Origin of the sequence: Bacillus fungorum, from assembly GCF_002746455.1 — a bacterium.
In the GTDB taxonomy this organism is placed as follows: Bacteria; Bacillota; Bacilli; order Bacillales; family Bacillaceae_G; genus Bacillus_A; species Bacillus_A fungorum.
In genome coordinates this window covers 17,122-34,550 of record NZ_NWUW01000001.1, presented here as the reverse complement: position 1 = coordinate 34,550, position 17,429 = coordinate 17,122, and the positions used below count along the sequence as shown (strand labels likewise).

20 protein-coding genes, 1 pseudogene and 2 other annotated features are annotated in these 17,429 nt (G+C 36.1%); of the genes and pseudogenes, 6 read left to right on the top strand and 15 right to left on the bottom strand.

Features of this window, described 5'->3' with window-relative positions; all coding sequences use genetic code 11:
* Positions 1-20: 20 nt before the first annotated feature.
* The 3 genes from CO726_RS00195 to CO726_RS00185 all read right to left on the bottom strand — a co-directional run bounded on the left by CO726_RS00195 (position 21) and on the right by CO726_RS00185 (position 1,929).
* Positions 21-521 (bottom strand): DoxX family protein, encoded by a 501-nt coding sequence (locus CO726_RS00195; protein WP_099682959.1) that lies wholly within the window; start codon positions 519-521, stop codon positions 21-23.
* Positions 522-783: 262 nt separating this feature from the next.
* Positions 784-1,320: a CHAT domain-containing protein gene (locus CO726_RS00190; protein ID WP_099682958.1), complete on the bottom strand. Its 537-nt coding sequence runs from the start codon at positions 1,318-1,320 to the stop codon at positions 784-786.
* Positions 1,321-1,338: 18 nt separating this feature from the next.
* Complete coding sequence (locus tag CO726_RS00185; RefSeq protein ID WP_099682957.1) at positions 1,339-1,929, bottom strand: histidine phosphatase family protein; 591 nt, start codon at positions 1,927-1,929, stop codon at positions 1,339-1,341.
* A gap of 170 nt (positions 1,930-2,099) precedes the next feature.
* Here CO726_RS00185 and CO726_RS00180 point away from each other — a divergent pair, with 170 nt between their 5' ends.
* Together CO726_RS00180 and CO726_RS00175 are read left to right on the top strand one after the other, a co-directional pair.
* Positions 2,100-2,438 carry a phosphoglycerate mutase gene (locus CO726_RS00180; RefSeq protein WP_099682956.1) on the top strand — a complete coding sequence of 113 codons (339 nt, stop codon included), beginning with the start codon at positions 2,100-2,102 and terminating at the stop codon, positions 2,436-2,438.
* A 71-nt stretch (positions 2,439-2,509) separates the two neighbouring features.
* Positions 2,510-2,632 carry a DUF4023 domain-containing protein gene (locus tag CO726_RS00175; RefSeq protein ID WP_000071866.1) on the top strand — a complete coding sequence of 41 codons (123 nt, stop codon included), beginning with the start codon at positions 2,510-2,512 and terminating at the stop codon, positions 2,630-2,632.
* Between the two features lie 41 nt (positions 2,633-2,673).
* On the opposite strand, the gene CO726_RS00170 is transcribed toward CO726_RS00175, so the two are convergent.
* On the bottom strand, positions 2,674-3,912 hold the full coding sequence (locus CO726_RS00170) for a TolB family protein (RefSeq protein WP_099682955.1): 1,239 nt from the start codon (positions 3,910-3,912) through the stop codon (positions 2,674-2,676).
* Between the two features lie 228 nt (positions 3,913-4,140).
* Here CO726_RS00170 and CO726_RS33315 point away from each other — a divergent pair.
* From CO726_RS33315 to CO726_RS00160, 3 genes and pseudogenes are all read left to right on the top strand, one after another.
* A pseudogene (locus CO726_RS33315) lies at positions 4,141-4,230 on the top strand (serine protease); the annotation flags it as partial.
* 146 nt (positions 4,231-4,376) lie between these two features.
* Positions 4,377-4,606: a binding site (T-box leader), on the top strand.
* Between the two features lie 50 nt (positions 4,607-4,656).
* Positions 4,657-4,884: a binding site (T-box leader), on the top strand.
* Between the two features lie 162 nt (positions 4,885-5,046).
* The gene (locus CO726_RS00165) at positions 5,047-6,801 is read left to right on the top strand and encodes an aromatic amino acid hydroxylase (protein WP_099682954.1); all 1,755 of its coding nucleotides are present in this window, start codon (positions 5,047-5,049) and stop codon (positions 6,799-6,801) included.
* On the top strand, positions 6,782-7,096 hold the full coding sequence (locus tag CO726_RS00160; RefSeq protein WP_000979537.1) for a 4a-hydroxytetrahydrobiopterin dehydratase: 315 nt from the start codon (positions 6,782-6,784) through the stop codon (positions 7,094-7,096). Before CO726_RS00165 ends, CO726_RS00160 begins: the two co-directional genes overlap by 20 nt.
* Positions 7,097-7,112: 16 nt before the next feature.
* Here CO726_RS00160 and CO726_RS00155 read toward each other — a convergent pair whose 3' ends face one another.
* Complete coding sequence (locus CO726_RS00155) at positions 7,113-7,970, bottom strand: VOC family protein (RefSeq protein ID WP_099682953.1); 858 nt, start codon at positions 7,968-7,970, stop codon at positions 7,113-7,115.
* Between the two features lie 21 nt (positions 7,971-7,991).
* Positions 7,992-8,396, bottom strand: coding sequence for a DoxX family protein (locus CO726_RS00150; RefSeq protein WP_001071553.1), 405 nt, complete (start codon positions 8,394-8,396; stop codon positions 7,992-7,994).
* Positions 8,397-8,552: 156 nt separating this feature from the next.
* Between CO726_RS00150 and CO726_RS00145 the strand changes: the two genes are divergently transcribed.
* The gene (locus tag CO726_RS00145; protein WP_098760931.1) at positions 8,553-9,098 is read left to right on the top strand and encodes a helix-turn-helix domain-containing protein; all 546 of its coding nucleotides are present in this window, start codon (positions 8,553-8,555) and stop codon (positions 9,096-9,098) included.
* 181 nt (positions 9,099-9,279) lie between these two features.
* Here the strand turns inward: CO726_RS00145 and CO726_RS00140 are convergent, their stop codons facing one another.
* The 9 genes from CO726_RS00140 to adhE all read right to left on the bottom strand — a co-directional run bounded on the left by CO726_RS00140 (position 9,280) and on the right by adhE (position 17,372).
* Complete coding sequence (locus CO726_RS00140) at positions 9,280-9,657, bottom strand: hotdog family protein (protein WP_016080227.1); 378 nt, start codon at positions 9,655-9,657, stop codon at positions 9,280-9,282.
* 122 nt (positions 9,658-9,779) lie between these two features.
* On the bottom strand, positions 9,780-10,238 hold the full coding sequence (locus tag CO726_RS00135) for a GNAT family N-acetyltransferase (RefSeq protein ID WP_099682952.1): 459 nt from the start codon (positions 10,236-10,238) through the stop codon (positions 9,780-9,782).
* 56 nt (positions 10,239-10,294) lie between these two features.
* Positions 10,295-10,801, bottom strand: coding sequence for a GNAT family N-acetyltransferase (locus tag CO726_RS00130; RefSeq protein WP_099682951.1), 507 nt, complete (start codon positions 10,799-10,801; stop codon positions 10,295-10,297).
* Positions 10,802-11,108: 307 nt separating this feature from the next.
* Positions 11,109-11,504, bottom strand: coding sequence for an ankyrin repeat domain-containing protein (locus CO726_RS00125; protein WP_001192766.1), 396 nt, complete (start codon positions 11,502-11,504; stop codon positions 11,109-11,111).
* A complete protein-coding gene (locus CO726_RS00120; protein ID WP_099682950.1) occupies positions 11,471-12,289 on the bottom strand; it encodes an ABC transporter ATP-binding protein in 819 nt (272 codons plus the stop codon). The genes CO726_RS00125 and CO726_RS00120 overlap by 34 nt, the downstream gene beginning before the upstream one ends.
* Positions 12,276-13,304 carry a FecCD family ABC transporter permease gene (locus CO726_RS00115; protein WP_136699282.1) on the bottom strand — a complete coding sequence of 343 codons (1,029 nt, stop codon included), beginning with the start codon at positions 13,302-13,304 and terminating at the stop codon, positions 12,276-12,278. Before CO726_RS00115 ends, CO726_RS00120 begins: the two co-directional genes overlap by 14 nt.
* Positions 13,305-13,309: 5 nt before the next feature.
* Positions 13,310-14,257 (bottom strand): ABC transporter substrate-binding protein, encoded by a 948-nt coding sequence (locus tag CO726_RS00110; RefSeq protein ID WP_099682948.1) that lies wholly within the window; start codon positions 14,255-14,257, stop codon positions 13,310-13,312.
* A 157-nt stretch (positions 14,258-14,414) separates the two neighbouring features.
* Positions 14,415-14,642 carry a YrhC family protein gene (locus CO726_RS00100; RefSeq protein ID WP_033657341.1) on the bottom strand — a complete coding sequence of 76 codons (228 nt, stop codon included), beginning with the start codon at positions 14,640-14,642 and terminating at the stop codon, positions 14,415-14,417.
* 126 nt (positions 14,643-14,768) lie between these two features.
* Positions 14,769-17,372 carry a bifunctional acetaldehyde-CoA/alcohol dehydrogenase gene (gene adhE, locus CO726_RS00095; protein ID WP_099682946.1) on the bottom strand — a complete coding sequence of 868 codons (2,604 nt, stop codon included), beginning with the start codon at positions 17,370-17,372 and terminating at the stop codon, positions 14,769-14,771.
* Between the last annotated feature and the right edge of the window lie 57 nt (positions 17,373-17,429).

Genomic DNA, 17,429 nt, shown 5'->3' with positions numbered 1-17,429 from the left:
GAGATACCCGTTTTCATATATTAAGCAGCTTGCTTTTGGCGTTTTTGAGTTTTTGATCCTAAAACTTTTGGGATAACAAAGCCATCAAGTCCAAGTTTTCCAGCGTTCATACCAGAAACAAGAACAAACATAGATAAGATAACCAGTTCAGGGTTCACACCAATTGACCCACTAAACATATAGGAAAAGTTCATTACAAGACCGAAAAAGACCGCTGTTTTTGTTAAACAGCCTACAATTAAACCAATTCCGACTAAAATTTCTCCCCACGTTACAAGTGTATTAAATAGATCAACATTTGGAATTGCGAAATCTTGTAAAAATGATGCCCACCAAGATTGAACAGCCGGTTGTGCTCCTTTAGATTTTTCAATTGCACCTTGTAAATAACCAGTTGCATCGAAACCTTTTCCTTGTAGTTTACCGATTCCAGCCATTAGCCATGTGTAACCAAGATACACTCGGATTACTGCTAACACAAAAGAAACTGCTTTGTTTTCTCTTAAAAATTGAATAACCATATCTTCCTCCTAAAGTTGTAATTAATTCAGTTACAGATAATATAATAACATTAGTTACTTATTTTACAAACATTAATTATGAATAATTCGTGACATATGTATGAAACATTAAAAACTAACGTTTATATAGTAACTTTTATTACCTGTAAAAACTTGAACATATCATACCATAAGTGATAATCATTTTCATTGAAAAAATGTAAAAAAAATGTGAGTTAAATGTGAAAAGCATTTATTCGAATATAAAATAAATGCGTTTTCACTATTTATAGAATTGAAATGTATGTGTCTCCTCATCGATTAATTTCGCCTCTTGAAAAGCACATTCTAACGTTTTTTCATGGTTAATAAGCCCATAAAATAAGCGTATTGTAAACATAAGTGCTGCATTCCCGTCTACATAATCTATCGATCCAATGTACGATTTCGCTCCACTGCGTAGAAAAGATTCTGCTAGTTTTCGTTCCCCTAACGTACACCCACTATTTACAATATGTGTATTATGCAATTTTGCATATTTATTAATTTCTGCTGCACCAAAGTATCCCCTCGGTTCATCTTGTTCATATATATCTTCACCTAATTCTTCCATGACAAACTTTCCTTCCTCACCATGAAAGCAAAAGACAACATAATTGATATCATTATATAAACCCTTTCCAGAAAGAATATCGATGAAATCTTTCGGTCTACCAATCCAATATGTTACAACTCTTGCCCCAAAATATTCAAGCGATGCTCGAATTGATTGCGCCTCTAAATCAGAATTAAAACCAACTACTAGTGCAACATTCAACATGCACCCTCCATCCTATAATTAGATTCTTTTAAGGGATACATCCATTTCATATATACCCGTTTCTTGCAAAAAATCAGATCTAGTTAAAACGACATTCTGTAAGTATTGTCTATATGCTGTAATTGTTCCGTCGTGAGATACAATGCAAATTCTTTCAGCGCCGAGTTCATAGCACCAAAGAATAAATTCATCTACTATTTGCTGAAAACTATGCTCTGAAATAGTATTTATACCTTCCGTCCATAGCTGCTTATTTGTGCTATTCTCAATCGAAAAATGTGGAAATAAATTTGTTATTATTCCCTGATCTACTATGTGATCGCATAGTAATGTTTTCGCACCTTCTCGATAAGGAAAAATACGTGGGGATACATATGGATGGACGATTTTTTGACAAGCTACTTTCTCACTCCATATTGTCGCCGTTTGTAAAGTTCTAAGTGTAGGGCTAGCAATTAATATATCCGTTTCTTGCAATGGCACATTGCATTGAAGTAATTTAGCCTGCTTCCTTCCCTCATCTGTTAATGATGGATGAAGCACTTGTAAACTTGACGGCAAATCTTTTGTATGTTCTCCTTCACCGTGCCGAACAAAGATGAGTTTCATACTCATCCTCCTCTCTCTATGAAATCCTCTTACATATTTCTTCCCTATTCCATCCTTTATTCCTGCTATGTGAAAAACCGATATGTAAAAAAGATTTGACACAAATAATTAGAAAACATTACAATTATATATGTAAAATATTTTTTACAACCGGGAGGGGAATTACAAATATGAAATGGATAACCATCTTAATTGGAATGATTATATGGGGATATATAAACGGATTTTTTAGCAGTGATAAAACTGCTAATCCTTGGATTACAGATGATGAACGTGAAACAAAAATTAAGCAGAAGGCAATTATTGCAAGCTGGTCCGGTGTTTTTATGTTTTGTACCATTAACCTCTTAAACAAATGGTTAGGTGTAGAAACGAACGATACATCACCTTACTTACCAGATCCCGTCGCAACTATTTTACAAGAAAATGTAGAGTTACAAATTTTATTTATGCTATTTATTACGTATGGCATATTTTATGTATACTATCGAAGAAAACTAAGTGCTTAACTTTTTTATCTCATGATTATCCTCCTAAATGGTTATAGTAATTAGGACAAGATGAAAGGAGCGATAGAAAAATGAGTAACTCGAATGAATTTTTAGATACACTGCATGAAAAACAAGCAAAAGATGAACAAAATAGAAAACGTCAAGGGAACGGAAACCCAGCGAAAAAAAAGCCAAATAAAACACATAAATAACAATAAAAAACCTACCTAAAATTATCTTTTAGGCAGGTTTTTTATTCTTCTTTCACCGAGATGACATTTTCCCAATTCCATCTCTCGTAATACCACTCTGGTACATCTATATTTTCAATCCACTTCTTTTCCTGTTTCCCATCACTATGGACAATCCATACATTAGCTTTCTTACGGTCTGAACGTATCCATATTAATCGATTACTCTTCTTCATGAAGATCGGGTGGTAATCTCCTTGCTTGTTCGTTTGCTTTGTGATTTGATGCTGTGCATTGCTTGCACTATCGACTTCATATAAAGATGGTAGTGGCCTTTTTTCTGGTGGAGTTTCTATCCCTGCCTCTTTTGCTCGTGACACGATAATTACGTTATCGTTCTTCCATGTAAAATCCCAATCAACATATCCTTTCGGTGTAAATGTGTTCTGCTGAAGTGCTGGCAGTTCTTTTACTTTTAAATGTTTATTCTCTAACGCAACTCTCCCGCCTCCTTCAATATAGGCTAATATATTTTTTGATGGCGCCCATTGAAACCATTGTGCGTTTAATAACATTTGATCTACTTTTTCAAACCGACCGCCATCTGCACGAACTAAGCAAAGCGTATTACTATCAGCTGACCATGAAGCTGTCGGTACTGCTAAAAATGAAATCCACTTTTGATCTGGTGACCACTTAAAGCCACTTGCAACTAGTGCTAGGAAATCATCATGTTCATTTGGTAATGCATACAAATGCTTCATTTTGTGAGGATTCATATGTGCATCTTTTTGCACTTCATATAGCTGAGCTCCTGTCCATCCTGTTGGAAGTAAGTGTGCTTCAGAGGATACAAGAAACTTTTGCCCATCAGGATACCATGCATAGTCACCTACACCTGCCGATACATTTTCAAAATCTGTATTCTTTTTTTGGACGTCAAACATATTTAATGTATCCGCAAATACAAATGCAATTATATTCTCTTTCGGTGACCATTGATAATTCGATACTTCTGATTGAAACGGTGCAACTTTTTTTCCATCTTTCAGCCGATACAGTTCAAAACGATTTTGTTTCTTTCCTTTAGCATAGGCAATCCATCCTCCATCATGAGACCATTTCGGTCCTGTTATGTACTCACCTTTTGTTATTTGTTTTTCTTTTCCATCAACTTTAATCCAAAGGTTATGATGACGAATAAAAGCAATTTTCACTTCGCTATTTTCTGCTTTAATAATAGTAATTGAACTTAAAAATATGAATAATACTACGATGACACTTGCTATAACCTTTTTCATAACACTCCTCCATTTCCCTCATAGCATTCCTCACCTCCCACCTACAATATGTGAAAAATCCCCATTCGACATAATCAGAAAAAATTTCCCAAGAAATTTTTAATTCAAAGAGGATTGGTATGAATTATGTCGAAAGTATAGTTTAGCCAACATTCGAATTAATATTTCATAACAAAAATGCAAGGTAACCTTCCGGAATATTCACACTTTTTACCAAAGGGAGTTTCAATAAAAAAAACTACATCTACACTATTAAGTATGGTGCTCGTCTTTTCAAGTTTTGGAGCTTTAAGCACCCCTGCTGAGTCACTGCAAAAACATTAAATGATATTATTGTAGCAACTGATGCAGCTGGAAATACATCTAATTTAAATGTTGATTTAGAAGTGAAATAAAAAATTATTGTTGACAACTTTTTAAATATAGTTTTATAATACAAAACATAGTTTAGTTGAACGAATTATATATCGGCTTTGAAGGAATACTAGTAGCGACTTATATCCCTGTCTCAGAGAACTGATGGTTGGTGCGAATCAGTACATATACAAGCGTGAATTACAATTCTGGAGCTTCTTTCCCGTAATGCTTTTTATGCATGAAGAGAAAGACGGATCTTTCCGTTATCGTAAAGTGAGTGGTAAACAATTAGTTGTTTACAAATAGGGTGGTACCGCGATTTTTTATCGTCCCTATCGGATTTTCCGATAGGGACTTTTCTGCGTCCATCCTCTTACAAAATTTCATATATACGCGTTGAAAGAATCGCAGTAGTATTTTATATCCCTGTTACAGAGAGCTAATGGTCGGTGGAAATTAGCACATATATAAGTATGAATTACAATTCTGGAGCTTCTTTTTCGTAGTGCTTTTACGCATGAAGGAAAAGACGGAATTTTTCCGTTATCATTAATTGAGATGTAAGTATATTTTCACTTACAAATAGGGTGGTACCGCGATTCTTTCGCCCCTATCGGATTTTCCGATAGGGGCTTTTTCTATTTCTCACAGAAACAGATGTTAAATAATTCCGAATCTTATGATAAAATTTTATAAGCGCTTACAAAAAATGAAAGGAGGTGATACAAGCTATACGAAATCGATATTCAATTTTATTGAAAAAAGGAGGATGTCTAAATGACAAAGAAAACAGAAATTCCATCGCATTTAAAACCATTCGTATCCACACAACATTATGATCAATACACACCGGTGAATCACGCTGTGTGGCGTTATATTATGAGACAAAATCATAGCTTCTTAAAAGACGTTGCTCATCCAGCCTATGTGAACGGACTACAATCATCTGGTATTAATATAGATGCAATTCCTAAGGTAGAAGAAATGAATGAGTGTTTGGCACCAAGTGGCTGGGGCGCTGTAACGATTGACGGACTTATTCCCGGCGTAGCATTCTTCGATTTTCAAGGACACGGATTACTACCGATCGCAACAGATATTCGGAAAGTAGAAAATATCGAGTACACACCAGCTCCAGATATCGTACACGAAGCCGCAGGACACGCACCGATTTTACTTGATCCTACATATGCAAAATATGTGAAACGTTTTGGGCAAATTGGTGCAAAAGCTTTCTCTACAAAAGAAGAACATGATGCATTTGAAGCTGTTCGTACATTAACGATAGTAAAAGAAAGCCCTACTTCTACTCCTGATGAAGTTAAGGCTGCTGAAAATGCTGTAATTGAAAAACAAAACTTAGTTTCTGGTTTATCAGAAGCTGAACAAATTTCACGTCTTTTCTGGTGGACAGTAGAATATGGATTGATTGGAAATATAGATGATCCAAAAATATATGGTGCCGGTCTCCTTTCTTCTGTTGGCGAAAGCAAACATTGCTTAACAGACGCTGTAGAAAAGGTTCCATTTTCTATCGAAGCATGTACAGGAACAACTTATGACGTAACAAAAATGCAACCACAACTATTTGTTTGTAAGTCCTTTGAAGAATTAACAGATGCGCTTGAAACATTTTCTAAAACAATGGCCTTTAAAACAGGTGGAAAAGAAGGTTTAGAAAAAGCAATTCGCTCTGAGAACTATGCAACAGCTGAGCTAAATAGCGGATTACAAATTACAGGTACATTTAGCGAGACAATTGAAAACGATGCAGGTGAATTAATTTACATGCGAACAAATTCGCCAACGGCATTAGCGCTTCATAATAAACAGTTAGAGAATCATTCTACTTCTGTACACAGTGACGGATTTGGAACACCGATTGGATTACTCACTGAAAATATTGCATTAGAAAATTGTACAGACGAACAACTACAATCATTAGGAATTACAATTGGAACTATCGCTGAGTTTACTTTTGCAAGTGGTATTCATGTAAAAGGAACAGTAACAGATATTGTAAAAAACGATAAGAAAATTGCTCTTATTTCCTTTATCGATTGCACAGTTACTTATAACGCCCGCGTTTTATTTGATGCTTCATGGGGCGCATTTGATATGGCTGTTGGCTCACAAATCACTTCAGTATTCCCAGGTGCCGCAGATGCCGCAGCATTTTTCCCAGTGGATGAAGAAGTTCAAGAAATTCCTGCTCCACTTGTACTGAATGAACTTGAACGTATGTATCAAACAGTTCGAGATATTCGAAGTGAGGGGATTTTACACGACGCGCATATCGATCAATTAGTAGCAATTCAAGAAGTATTAAATAAATTTTATGCGAAAGAATGGTTGCTGCGCCTTGAAGTATTAGAGTTACTTTTAGAGCATAACAAAGGGCATGAAACATCGGCAGCATTACTACATCAACTTTCTACTTTCACAACTGACGAAGCTGTAACACGCCTTATTAACAATGGTCTTGCGTTACTTCCAGTAAAGGATGTGAAAAATGATGCTAAGATTAACTGAAGAAGAAGTTCACGAGGAATTATTGAAGGTTGATAAATGGATGGTAAAAGATGAGAAATGGATTGAACGAAAATATATGTTTTCCGACTACTTAAAAGGAGTCGAATTTGTCTCTGAAGCCGCCAAACTATCAGAAGAACATAATCACCATCCATTTATCCTTATTCAGTATAAAGCAGTTATTATTACTTTGTCATCTTGGAATGCGAAAGGTTTAACGAAACTAGATTTTGAGCTTGCAAAACAATTTGATGAACTATTTTTACAAAACGAAAAAGCAATTATAAGAAAGTAAAAAAAGAGAAGCCTTTTTAGGCTTCTCCTTTTATTTTGAAATGGATACAATGTCCAAATGGATCCACAACTTGTAATATTCCTTCTTTGTACGTAGCAATCTTGCCAATATTTTTTAAACTTTCACATACTTGCTCTTTTTGTTTTTCATCTGCTAGTACAATTGTGAAATATTTCAGGCCAACGGAATTTGGCATTTGCGGTAGTATTCCTTCACCTTGCCACGTATTTAAACCGATATGATGATGGTAGCCACCTGCCGATACGAACAACGCTCCATTACGAGCTGGGATCGTTACTTCAAAGCCAAGACCATCCACATAGAAACGTTTCGCTTCTTCCAAATCAGCTACATGGAAATGAATATGTCCCATCACAGTACCAGCTGGAAATCCACTCCATGTACTTCCTTGCTGCAATAATTCTTCACCAGCTAACGGGTTACTAACAAATGGTAGTTCTCCATTCTCATCACGCCAAACTTCTTTTTGGCGATCATGATAAATTTCAATCCCGTTTCCATCTGGATCAGCTAAATAAAGGGCCTCACTAAAGTAATGGTCGGCTCCGCCGTGCAGTGGATATACCATTTCTACAAGATGACGAAGGATATTCGCTAAATCCTGTCTGCTTGGTAATAAAATTGCGTAATGATATAACCCCGTTCTCCCTCTTTGCTTTGGTAAGGCTTCTTTCTTTTCTTCAATGATAAGGAGTGGCTCGTTATTTTCATTCCCAAATGTAACGACCATTTCATCTTCTTTTAGTACTTTCATACTTAGTACTTCTGTATAAAACTCTAGTGATTTCTTTATATTTGATACGTATAAATGAACAACATCAAGTGTTGTATCGGGATGAAGTTGAAAACTCATCTTGTTAGCCCCCCATTTAAATTAGTTCTTCTTTGACATTTTCTCTTTTAAGAAATTATCTACAAAACCATCCGCTTTCGCAACAAATAAGTACGCACCCATTGCTAGTAATGCAAGTTCTAATTCGAAGCCAGGATTTTTCCCATCTCCTAATAAGCCAGCTGACCATTTTACTTTTACAATTGCTCCAACCATAACTAGTGCAAATAATAATCCAATATATCTTACACCTAAACCTAGAATTAATAATAGGCCTCCAACTAATTCAAATGTTGCTACACCGTATGCAAGTCCTCCTGGTAAACCAATGCTTGTAAACCACCCTGCAATATTGTCAATTCCTGATTGGAATTTTGTTAAACCGTGCATGAAGAACGTTACCCCTAACACGATACGAATAATTAAGTTACCGATATGTTGATTCATTTCTTTCTCTCCTTTATAGTTTTCTTATACAAATCTTTTATTTATATTACAAAACATACACTAAATTTTTTTATTCGTCAATTCATTTTCACTGGGAAAAAATATATTTTTTTTGCTATGATACAAATAGTTGTTTACAAAAAGGAGCTTGATTTTATGAATATTGGTTCTGCAATACGTGAAATTCGTCAACGTAGAGGCATAACAATCGCACAAATTTGTGAGGGGACAGGTCTTTCTAAAGGATTTATGAGTCAGGTTGAAAATAATAAAACATCACCATCTATCTCAACTTTAGAAACGATCTCCAATTTTTTAAACGTTCCCCTTCCCTATTTATTGTTAGAACAAAAAGATCGGTTGAAAGTTGTCAAAAAGGTAGAGCGTAAATACAGTGTATACGGAAAAGATGAACAAAGAATTGAACATGTTGCTGAGCAAGGTGGGCTTCGTCTAAATCTGGTAGAAATTCCTGCTGGGTTTCCGAAAGAAAACACACCAAATGCCCATGAAGGGGAAGAATGTCACCTTGTATTACGCGGAAGACTAGAAGTTCAGCACGGAGAAGACATTGCAATAGTAGAAGAAGGTGATTCTTTCTCCTGGAATGCATGTGTTCCTCATATTGTTCGCAATATAGGGGAAGAAACTGCATTATTACTTATCTCTAGCCATGCGGAAAATCGAAAACGTGTTTACTAAATAAAAAAAGAAGCCTGATTTACAGGGGCCACTGAAAAAGTCCGCCTAATAAGAAAAAGGAGTCCACCACCTACTATATACAGGTGATGGGCTCCTTTGTTTTTCTATATATCGATAAAATACACGTTATTTTTTCAAAGCAATCACTTTTTCAGTGCCTTCGATTTACAGGCTTCTTTTTTTATCCCCTTATAATTCCGTAACTTGTCCCAACTAGCACAGTCTTTTCATCTTGATTGCGATAAACTGACTCGATTGAAACTTTTTTATAGCCTTCCATTTGCTCAACATTTGTTAAAGTTAATTCACAAGTGATCGTATCTCCTGTGAAAACTGGTCTAATAAACTCACTTACTAATTCTCTTGCTATGTAATGTAACTCTTCTCCCACTTTCGTCCCAATACTAGCAGTCAATAAACCATGAACCATTAATCTTCCATTTTCATCATATTCCACATGGTGTCTACCTTTATCACCGGTAATATTTGCAAATTCAAAAACTTCTTCCTCAGTAAATCTTCTTTCATATTTAAATACATCCCCAACTTTTATACTCATTTTTATCCCCCTAATAATAAACTGAATTTTCTTTTATTTTAGCATAAAAAGAGCCTCAATCCTTTCTCTATTATCAAAAGGCTCAAAATTACCTCGCTATACTTTTTTTACTTTCCATTCATTTATCGGTGACCATCTCTTTTCGCGACTTGATATCCATAATACGCACATGTTCCATTTTTCGATAACTCTCTAACTTCAAATCCACAGCTTCTATAAAAATCAAAATTGTTCGCTGATGTATGTGCAAACCAATCACCGTGGGGAAGTTTTTGCAAACAAAGAGCTACAAGCTTCTTACCTAATCCCTTCCCTCTATATTCACACTTCACAACTAAATTTACTATGTTCGCGATCATAATTCCATCAGAAATGACTCTAACCATCGCAATCATCTCTTCTTCATCCCAAATTGTAAATGCCCATGTTGAATTTTCGAATGCTATCGTAAATTTTTCAATTTGCCAAGAAGGGATATTATCATTGCTCCAACCGGCATCTTCAAACAAAGCTTTAATTGCATATGCTGGCACACCATTCGTTCCCTCACGAATAATAAGTCCATTATGGTAAATATACATGTAATCCCCCCTTTATTTTTATATACCATTCTTCAAAAGATGCAATTTACCTTTTTTCATCCAACGCGTTTAATGGAATAAACGAGAACATCCATCCCATGAAATGAAGTTGTTTTCTCATAACTAAGCCCTGTTTTTCTGGCAACAAAGATTGAGGCAGGATGGTCCGGATTAATAAGAGAAATTAATTTATTCATTTGTAACGCTTGGAAGCCATAGTCTCGAAATGCTGCCGCTGCTTCTTTCGCATACCCTTTTCCCCAATACTGAGGTAGTAGCCAATAACCAATTTCAATTTCCTCTTTTCCATCTATCTGTTGCTTTACCAGCCCTGCATGACCAATTCTTGTTCCCGTTTCCTTTTCAATCAATACAAATAAACCAAGACCGTTTTTATAGCTAGGAATCACCCATTCCTCCAGACTTTTTTTACACTGCATATATGTTTTTAACGTCCCATTTCCAATATAGCGCATTACCTTCTCATTTCCCCATAGTGAAGCGTAGAACTGTAAATCATCCATTATATATTTGCGAATTTGTAAACGCTCTGTATGAAACATCTCTGCACTCCTTCCTACAAATTTGTACTTAACTACACGATCATGTATTGGATATATACTAAATGTTACTATCTATTATAAATGAGCGAATATAAAAATACAGAATATTCAATTCATAAAAAATAAAAAAGGCAGTAGACAAATATTGTCCACTGCATCCATATCATAACTAGCATAAAGAAAACTACAATTGAGGGGGGTGTAGGATTTTCAAATATACTAGATACTTATCCCGTTCTAACGGGCGGTAAACTTTCCAATTGTTTCAAGTGAAAAGTTTACCGCACATAAGAACTTCCTTCGTTCATTAAGATAGTATTGCTAAATAATCATATACACGCTTAGATTTCTCTCCACCCATTCGTGCATGCTGAAGAAGAGAAATACCATGAGGACCAGATGCACGCAATGCTTCTGGTTGAGCTACTAAAATAGCTTGTACAACTTCTAATTCACCAAGCATAGCTGCTGCAAAAATATCCATCCGAGCACCCTTTTCTAGTAAATAAAGAGCAATATCTTTACGACCTACATGTGCCGATGCCCCTAGCGCACTTTCCCAATCTGATCCACCCCAATTATAAGAGGCGTGAAGTAAGCTTGGCGATTCAACCAATAGCTCTTGTACTTTCTCTAAATCCCCGTGAGCTGCCATAACAAATTCTCTTACTAATTCAGTGGTAATACGCTCTTCTGTTTGCATCGCTCTTCTCCCCTTTTAGAAATTCGTTTCGGTGTAAAAAACGGCTTGCCATTTCCTAGAAAAATATCTACATCTATACCAAATACATGTTGAAACATTTCATGGCATAGCACTTCTTCTGGTATACCATCATACTGAATCTTTCCTCGCTTTAATACAAGTAAACGATCGCTATATTGAGCAGCTTGGTTAATGTCATGTAAAACCATTATAATTGTCATTCCAAACTCCTCATTTAATCGTTTCACAAGTTCCATTACTTCTAACTGGTGAACGATATCTAAAAAGGTTGTTGGTTCATCCAATAATAAGACATTTGTACGTTGCGCTAGCGTCATCGCAATCCAAGCACGTTGCCGTTCCCCTCCTGATAAAGAGTGTAGAAGACGATATTCATACCCTTCAAGATTTGTAACAGACAATGCCCAATCAACAATTTCTTCATCTTCTTTATTTAAACGGCTACTCCATGATTTATGTGGACCTCTTCCGAACTCAATTAGTTCTTTCACTGTTAAATCTAATTGATGATCATGCATTTGTGGTAACATTGCTAATTGCTTCGCTACATCAGCACTCTTCATCATATGAATATTTTTCCCATCTAAAATGATGTCCCCTTCGCTTTGTTTCAGTAGCCTTGCTATTAAACGAAGCAAAGTAGATTTTCCCGATCCATTCGGACCAATTAAACTAACGATTTCTCCAGCCTTAATATGTACATTCATATTTTGCATTTGAAATCTTTCAGAGTGTGCATAAAACACTTTGTTAACGGAAATCACGTTGTTTTCCTCCTCTATGAATTAAATATAAGAAGAACGGACCACCTAAGAAGGACAGTAAAATACCAACAGGCAATTCAATTGGATCGAACCAACTTCGAGCTATTGCATCCGCAAAAACAAGTAATGCCCCGCCGCCAAGGCATGATAAAGGTAGCAAATATCTATAATCATTTCCAACTAATAAACGTAGCATATGTGGTACGACAAGACCGACAAATCCAATAAGACCAGACACGCTTACTGCAATTCCAGCTAATAATGTACTTACTACAATTAAATAAAACCGACTTTTTTCCACATTATGTCCTAATAACTTTGCCATTTCATCTCCAAGCATTAACACTCGAATATGCTTAATACCAAAGAAAGCTAATATAATGGCGAATATTGCATAATAAATAATCATGTTTAAATGTGCCCAGCTCACACCACCAATGCCGCCCGCTAGCCACGGCAACACGGATTGTACTTTGTCACTATGTAATAACATTAATGCTGACGTTGCTGCACCAATTAATGCATTGATCGACACTCCTACTAAGACGATTCTTGAAGGTGGTGCCCCTTTTTGCCACGATAAAGCATAAATGACCATCGCCGTTATGAAGGCTCCTAAAAACGCCCCGAGCGGTAAAATAGCCATATGCTGAGGGAATAAAATCATAATTACAATTGCTACAAGGCCTGCTCCAGACGAAACCCCGATAATACCAGGATCTGCAAGAGGGTTTCTCATAACCCCTTGCAGCAGTGTACCAGATGCAGCTAAACATGTTCCTACTATAAACCCAATGAGCACTCTCGGTATGCGAAGATCCCATACAATTCGATGAACTGTCGAACCTTCATCTTGTATACCTGTTAAAATGTCTCGTACAGAAAAGGATACACTTCCTGCGAAAAGACCGTAAAAGAGGCCTAGGATTGTTAATACAGCTAAAGTAACTGCTATTATCCATCTTTTTTTCGCAAAAGGATGTTTCTTTTCTCTTACTACTTCACTAATTTCCATACGTATCATTTCCTTACATCTTGTATACTTTTATACATAAAGTCCATTGCTTCTGTAACTTTTGTCCCAGGATTAGATCCAAATAAATCAGGTGGCAAAATAACTACGCGGTTTTGTTTTACTGCATCTAAATTTTTCCACGCTTCATTTTTCATCATTTCGCCTTCGAATGCCTTTTTCACACTTTTTGGATCTCCGTGTGTAATTAAATAAATCACATCTGGATTCGCCTCAATAATACGTTCTACACTTAGCTGTGCATATTGCGGATATTCTTTCGTTTCTGGAAAATCAGAAGCAATATTTTTCCCGCCTGTTTTTTCTAAAATATCACCTGATAAAGATGTTGGTAATGCCGCTAAATAAGTACCTGGTGCGCCATACACTAGCAATGCTTTCACATCACTCTTTTTCTCATATTTCTTCATTTGATCATTCATTTTTTGATTAATTTCTTTTGCTTTATCTTCTTTCTTCATCATCGTTCCGTATAGTTCAATATTCTTTTGAATATCTTGTACAGAATTCGCAGAAGAAATGATTACTTTCGTTCCTTGTCCTTCAACCGTTGGCACATTCTTTTGGAATCCATTGTTAGCAACAAGTACATCGGGCTTTAAACTAGCAATTTTCTCAAAATTCGGTTGATGTGCATTCCCGATTACTTGTGCTTTCTTTAACTCCTCTGGAAGAGTTAATTTCGTATCCGGACGACCTACTATTTTTCCACCTAAAGCATGAATAACATCCATGTCCCCCATACTTAATGTTGCAAAACTTTCTGGTACTTTATCGAATGTTACCTTTCTCCCTGACAGGTCGGTAATTTCGATTTTTTCTTTTCCTTTTTCTGTTTTGGTTGCAGACGCTTTTTCGTCCCCTTTGGCACTGCAACCTATTAACAAGAAAAAAATAGATAAAATCGCTGTAAATAGCGTAATAGATTTTTTCATTTCTTCACCTCTAATTGATAATGATAATCATTAACTACCACTCTACTTTAATTGATAAGGATTATCATTGTCAACATGAAACGCATACATTTTTCTACAAAAAACAAAAATCGCGACAAAAAGATTCTTTCTTTTCGCCGCGCTCTAGTTGATAATATTATTCACATTCATTTTCCTCTAGCTGGTCACGCATCACTTTCACACGCTGAAAGAAAAAGAACGATAAACTTAAAAATATAACGATGCTCCCCATCATAACAAAAAATTGGATTGTCTCTTTTGCTCCATTCGGAATCAATAAGCCAACCATTAACAATGTACTTACGGCGAGAAGAATTTGTCCGAACCGAGTATAATCTTCTATTTTCCCTTGTAATTCTTTCATTATATTCTCACTCCTCCATTTCACTGTATCATATTCTATGAAACTGAAAGACCAGTAAATACAGCCATTCTGGGAGATGTTTTCCAAAAGAAAAAGAGTCGCTTTATTGCGACTCTTTCATAACCATTACTCACCTTTATATGCTTCCATATAAATTTCTTTCAGCTCTGAAATAAGCGGTAACTTTGGATTAGCAGTTGTACATTGATCTTCAAAAGCTCTTTCTGCTAATACTCCAACAACCTCTTCAAATTGCTCTTTATCGACTCCTTGTCCCATAATACTCATATTAATATTTAAGCTTTTTCCAAGCTCAATAATTGCTTGGACGAGTGATTCCACCCCTTCTGCTACTGAGCTTGCTGGAAGCCCAAGCATTCTCGCTATATGTGCATAGCGTTCATCAGCCACAAAGTGCTCATATTTTGGGAACAATGCGTGTTTTCTTGGCTTAATAGCATTATAGCGGACTACGTGCGGCATTAGAATGGCATTTGCGCGCCCGTGTGGAATATGGAATTCTGGTCCAATCTTATGTGCTAAACTGTGATTAATACCTAGAAAAGCATTGGCAAATGCCATTCCTGCGATTGCAGAAGCATTATGCATTTTTTCTCGTGCTTCTTCATCAGTTCCATCTTTAAATGCTCTTGGTAAATATTTAAATACGAGATCAATAGCTTTTAATGCTAATCCATCTGTATAGTCATTTGCCATAACAGACACATACGCCTCAATTGCATGTGTTAAAACATCCATACCAGTATCTGCTGTTACATGTGGTGGTACTGTCATTACAAATTGCGGATCAACAATTGCTACATCTGGTGTTAATTCATAATCTGCGAGTGGATACTTTATATTATTTTTCTTATCTGTAATAACCGCAAATGGTGTCACTTCTGATCCTGTTCCTGATGTTGTTGGAATCGCAACAAACTGCGCCTTATTTCCTAATTCCGGATATTTACATGTACGTTTTCTTATATCTAAAAACTTCTGTTTAATGCCATAGAATGTCGTTTCTGGATGCTCATAGAATAACCACATCCCTTTCGCTGCATCCATTGCTGAACCACCACCAAGTGCAATAATTACATCTGGCTTAAAGCTTCTCATCATTTCCGCACCTTTAAACACAGTTTCATCTGATGGATCTGGCTCGACCTCAAAGAAAACTTCAACTTTTACATCATTTGCATGTTTACGTAAATAATGCGTAACTGTATCTACATATCCGTGCTCAACCATCCCTGGATCCGTTACAATAAATGCACGTGAAATGTTAGGCATATTTGCTAAATACGCTGTAGCATGTTTTTCAAAATAAATTTTTGGTGGCAATTTGAACCACTGCATATTCTTTTTTCTATTTGCCAGCCTTTTTATATTTAATAAATGCGTCGCTGTTACATTTTTGGAAACTGAATTCTTTCCGTATGAACCACAACCAAGCGTAAGTGATGGAATAAATCCATTATATATATCCCCTATTCCACCTTGTGATGAGGGTGCATTTACAATGAGACGGCAAGCTTTCATACGTAACCCAAATTGCTTTTGCACATCTTTATTTGTAGAATGAATAACTGCTGAATGTCCTAAACCACCGAGGTTTAACATTTCTTCGCAATATGTAAATCCTTCTTCTAATGAATTTGCTTTTACACAAGCTAATACTGGACTCAACTTCTCACGAGATAGTGGATATGCTGCCCCAATACCTTTTATTTCAGCTACAAGCATTTTTGTATGTTCAGGTACAGTAATTCCAACTAAATCGGCAATATACTGTGCTGATTTCCCTACAATATCACTATTTACTGCGCATGTATTTTCATTTATAACGAGCTTTTCTAATTTTTTTCTTTCTTCTTCTGTTACAAAATAACAATTGTTTTCAATCATTTCAGTTTTCACATCATCATAGATTTCTTTATCGACAATGATTGCTTGTTCCGATGCACAAATCATACCGTTATCAAATGTTTTCGATAAAATTAAATCATTAACAGCTCGTTTTACATGTGCTGATTTTTCTATATAACACGGTACATTACCAGGACCAACGCCTAACGCTGGTTTTCCAGTAGAGTAAGCTGATTTCACCATACCAGCGCCTCCAGTTGCTAGAACGAGTGCTACACCATCATGGTTCATTAATTGTTTCGTCGCTTCAACAGACGGTCTTTCAATCCATTGAATACAGTGTTTTGGTGCACCAGCTTTCATCGCTGCATCATATACGGTTTTCGCCGCTGCTACAGAACATTTTTGTGCGGAAGGATGAAATGCGAAAACAATTGGATTTCTCGTTTTTATCGCGATTAATGCTTTAAACATTGTTGTCGACGTTGGATTCGTTACTGGCGTTACCCCAGCTACTACACCGACAGGTTCCGCGATTTCTATTATTTCTTCATGAGGATCTTCGTGAATAATTCCTACTGTTTTATCTTGCTTTATACTATGCCAAATATATTCAGTGGCAAAAATATTTTTAATGCATTTGTCTTCATATACACCACGGCCTGTTTCTTCAACTGCCAATTTTGCTAGCGGCATATGTTGATCAACACCTGCTAATGCCATTTCATGAACAATGTTGTCAATTTCCTCTTGTGTAAAACTTTCTAATGCTTGTAAAGCCTTTCGACCGTTCTTTACTAACGTATCAATCATCTCTTTTACTTCCTGCATTTCATTTACAACTTTCTCTTTGACTACCATGTAAATTCCTCCTATTCTGCTATCTTGGACTAAATAAGACCCTGTAGGTCATATTCA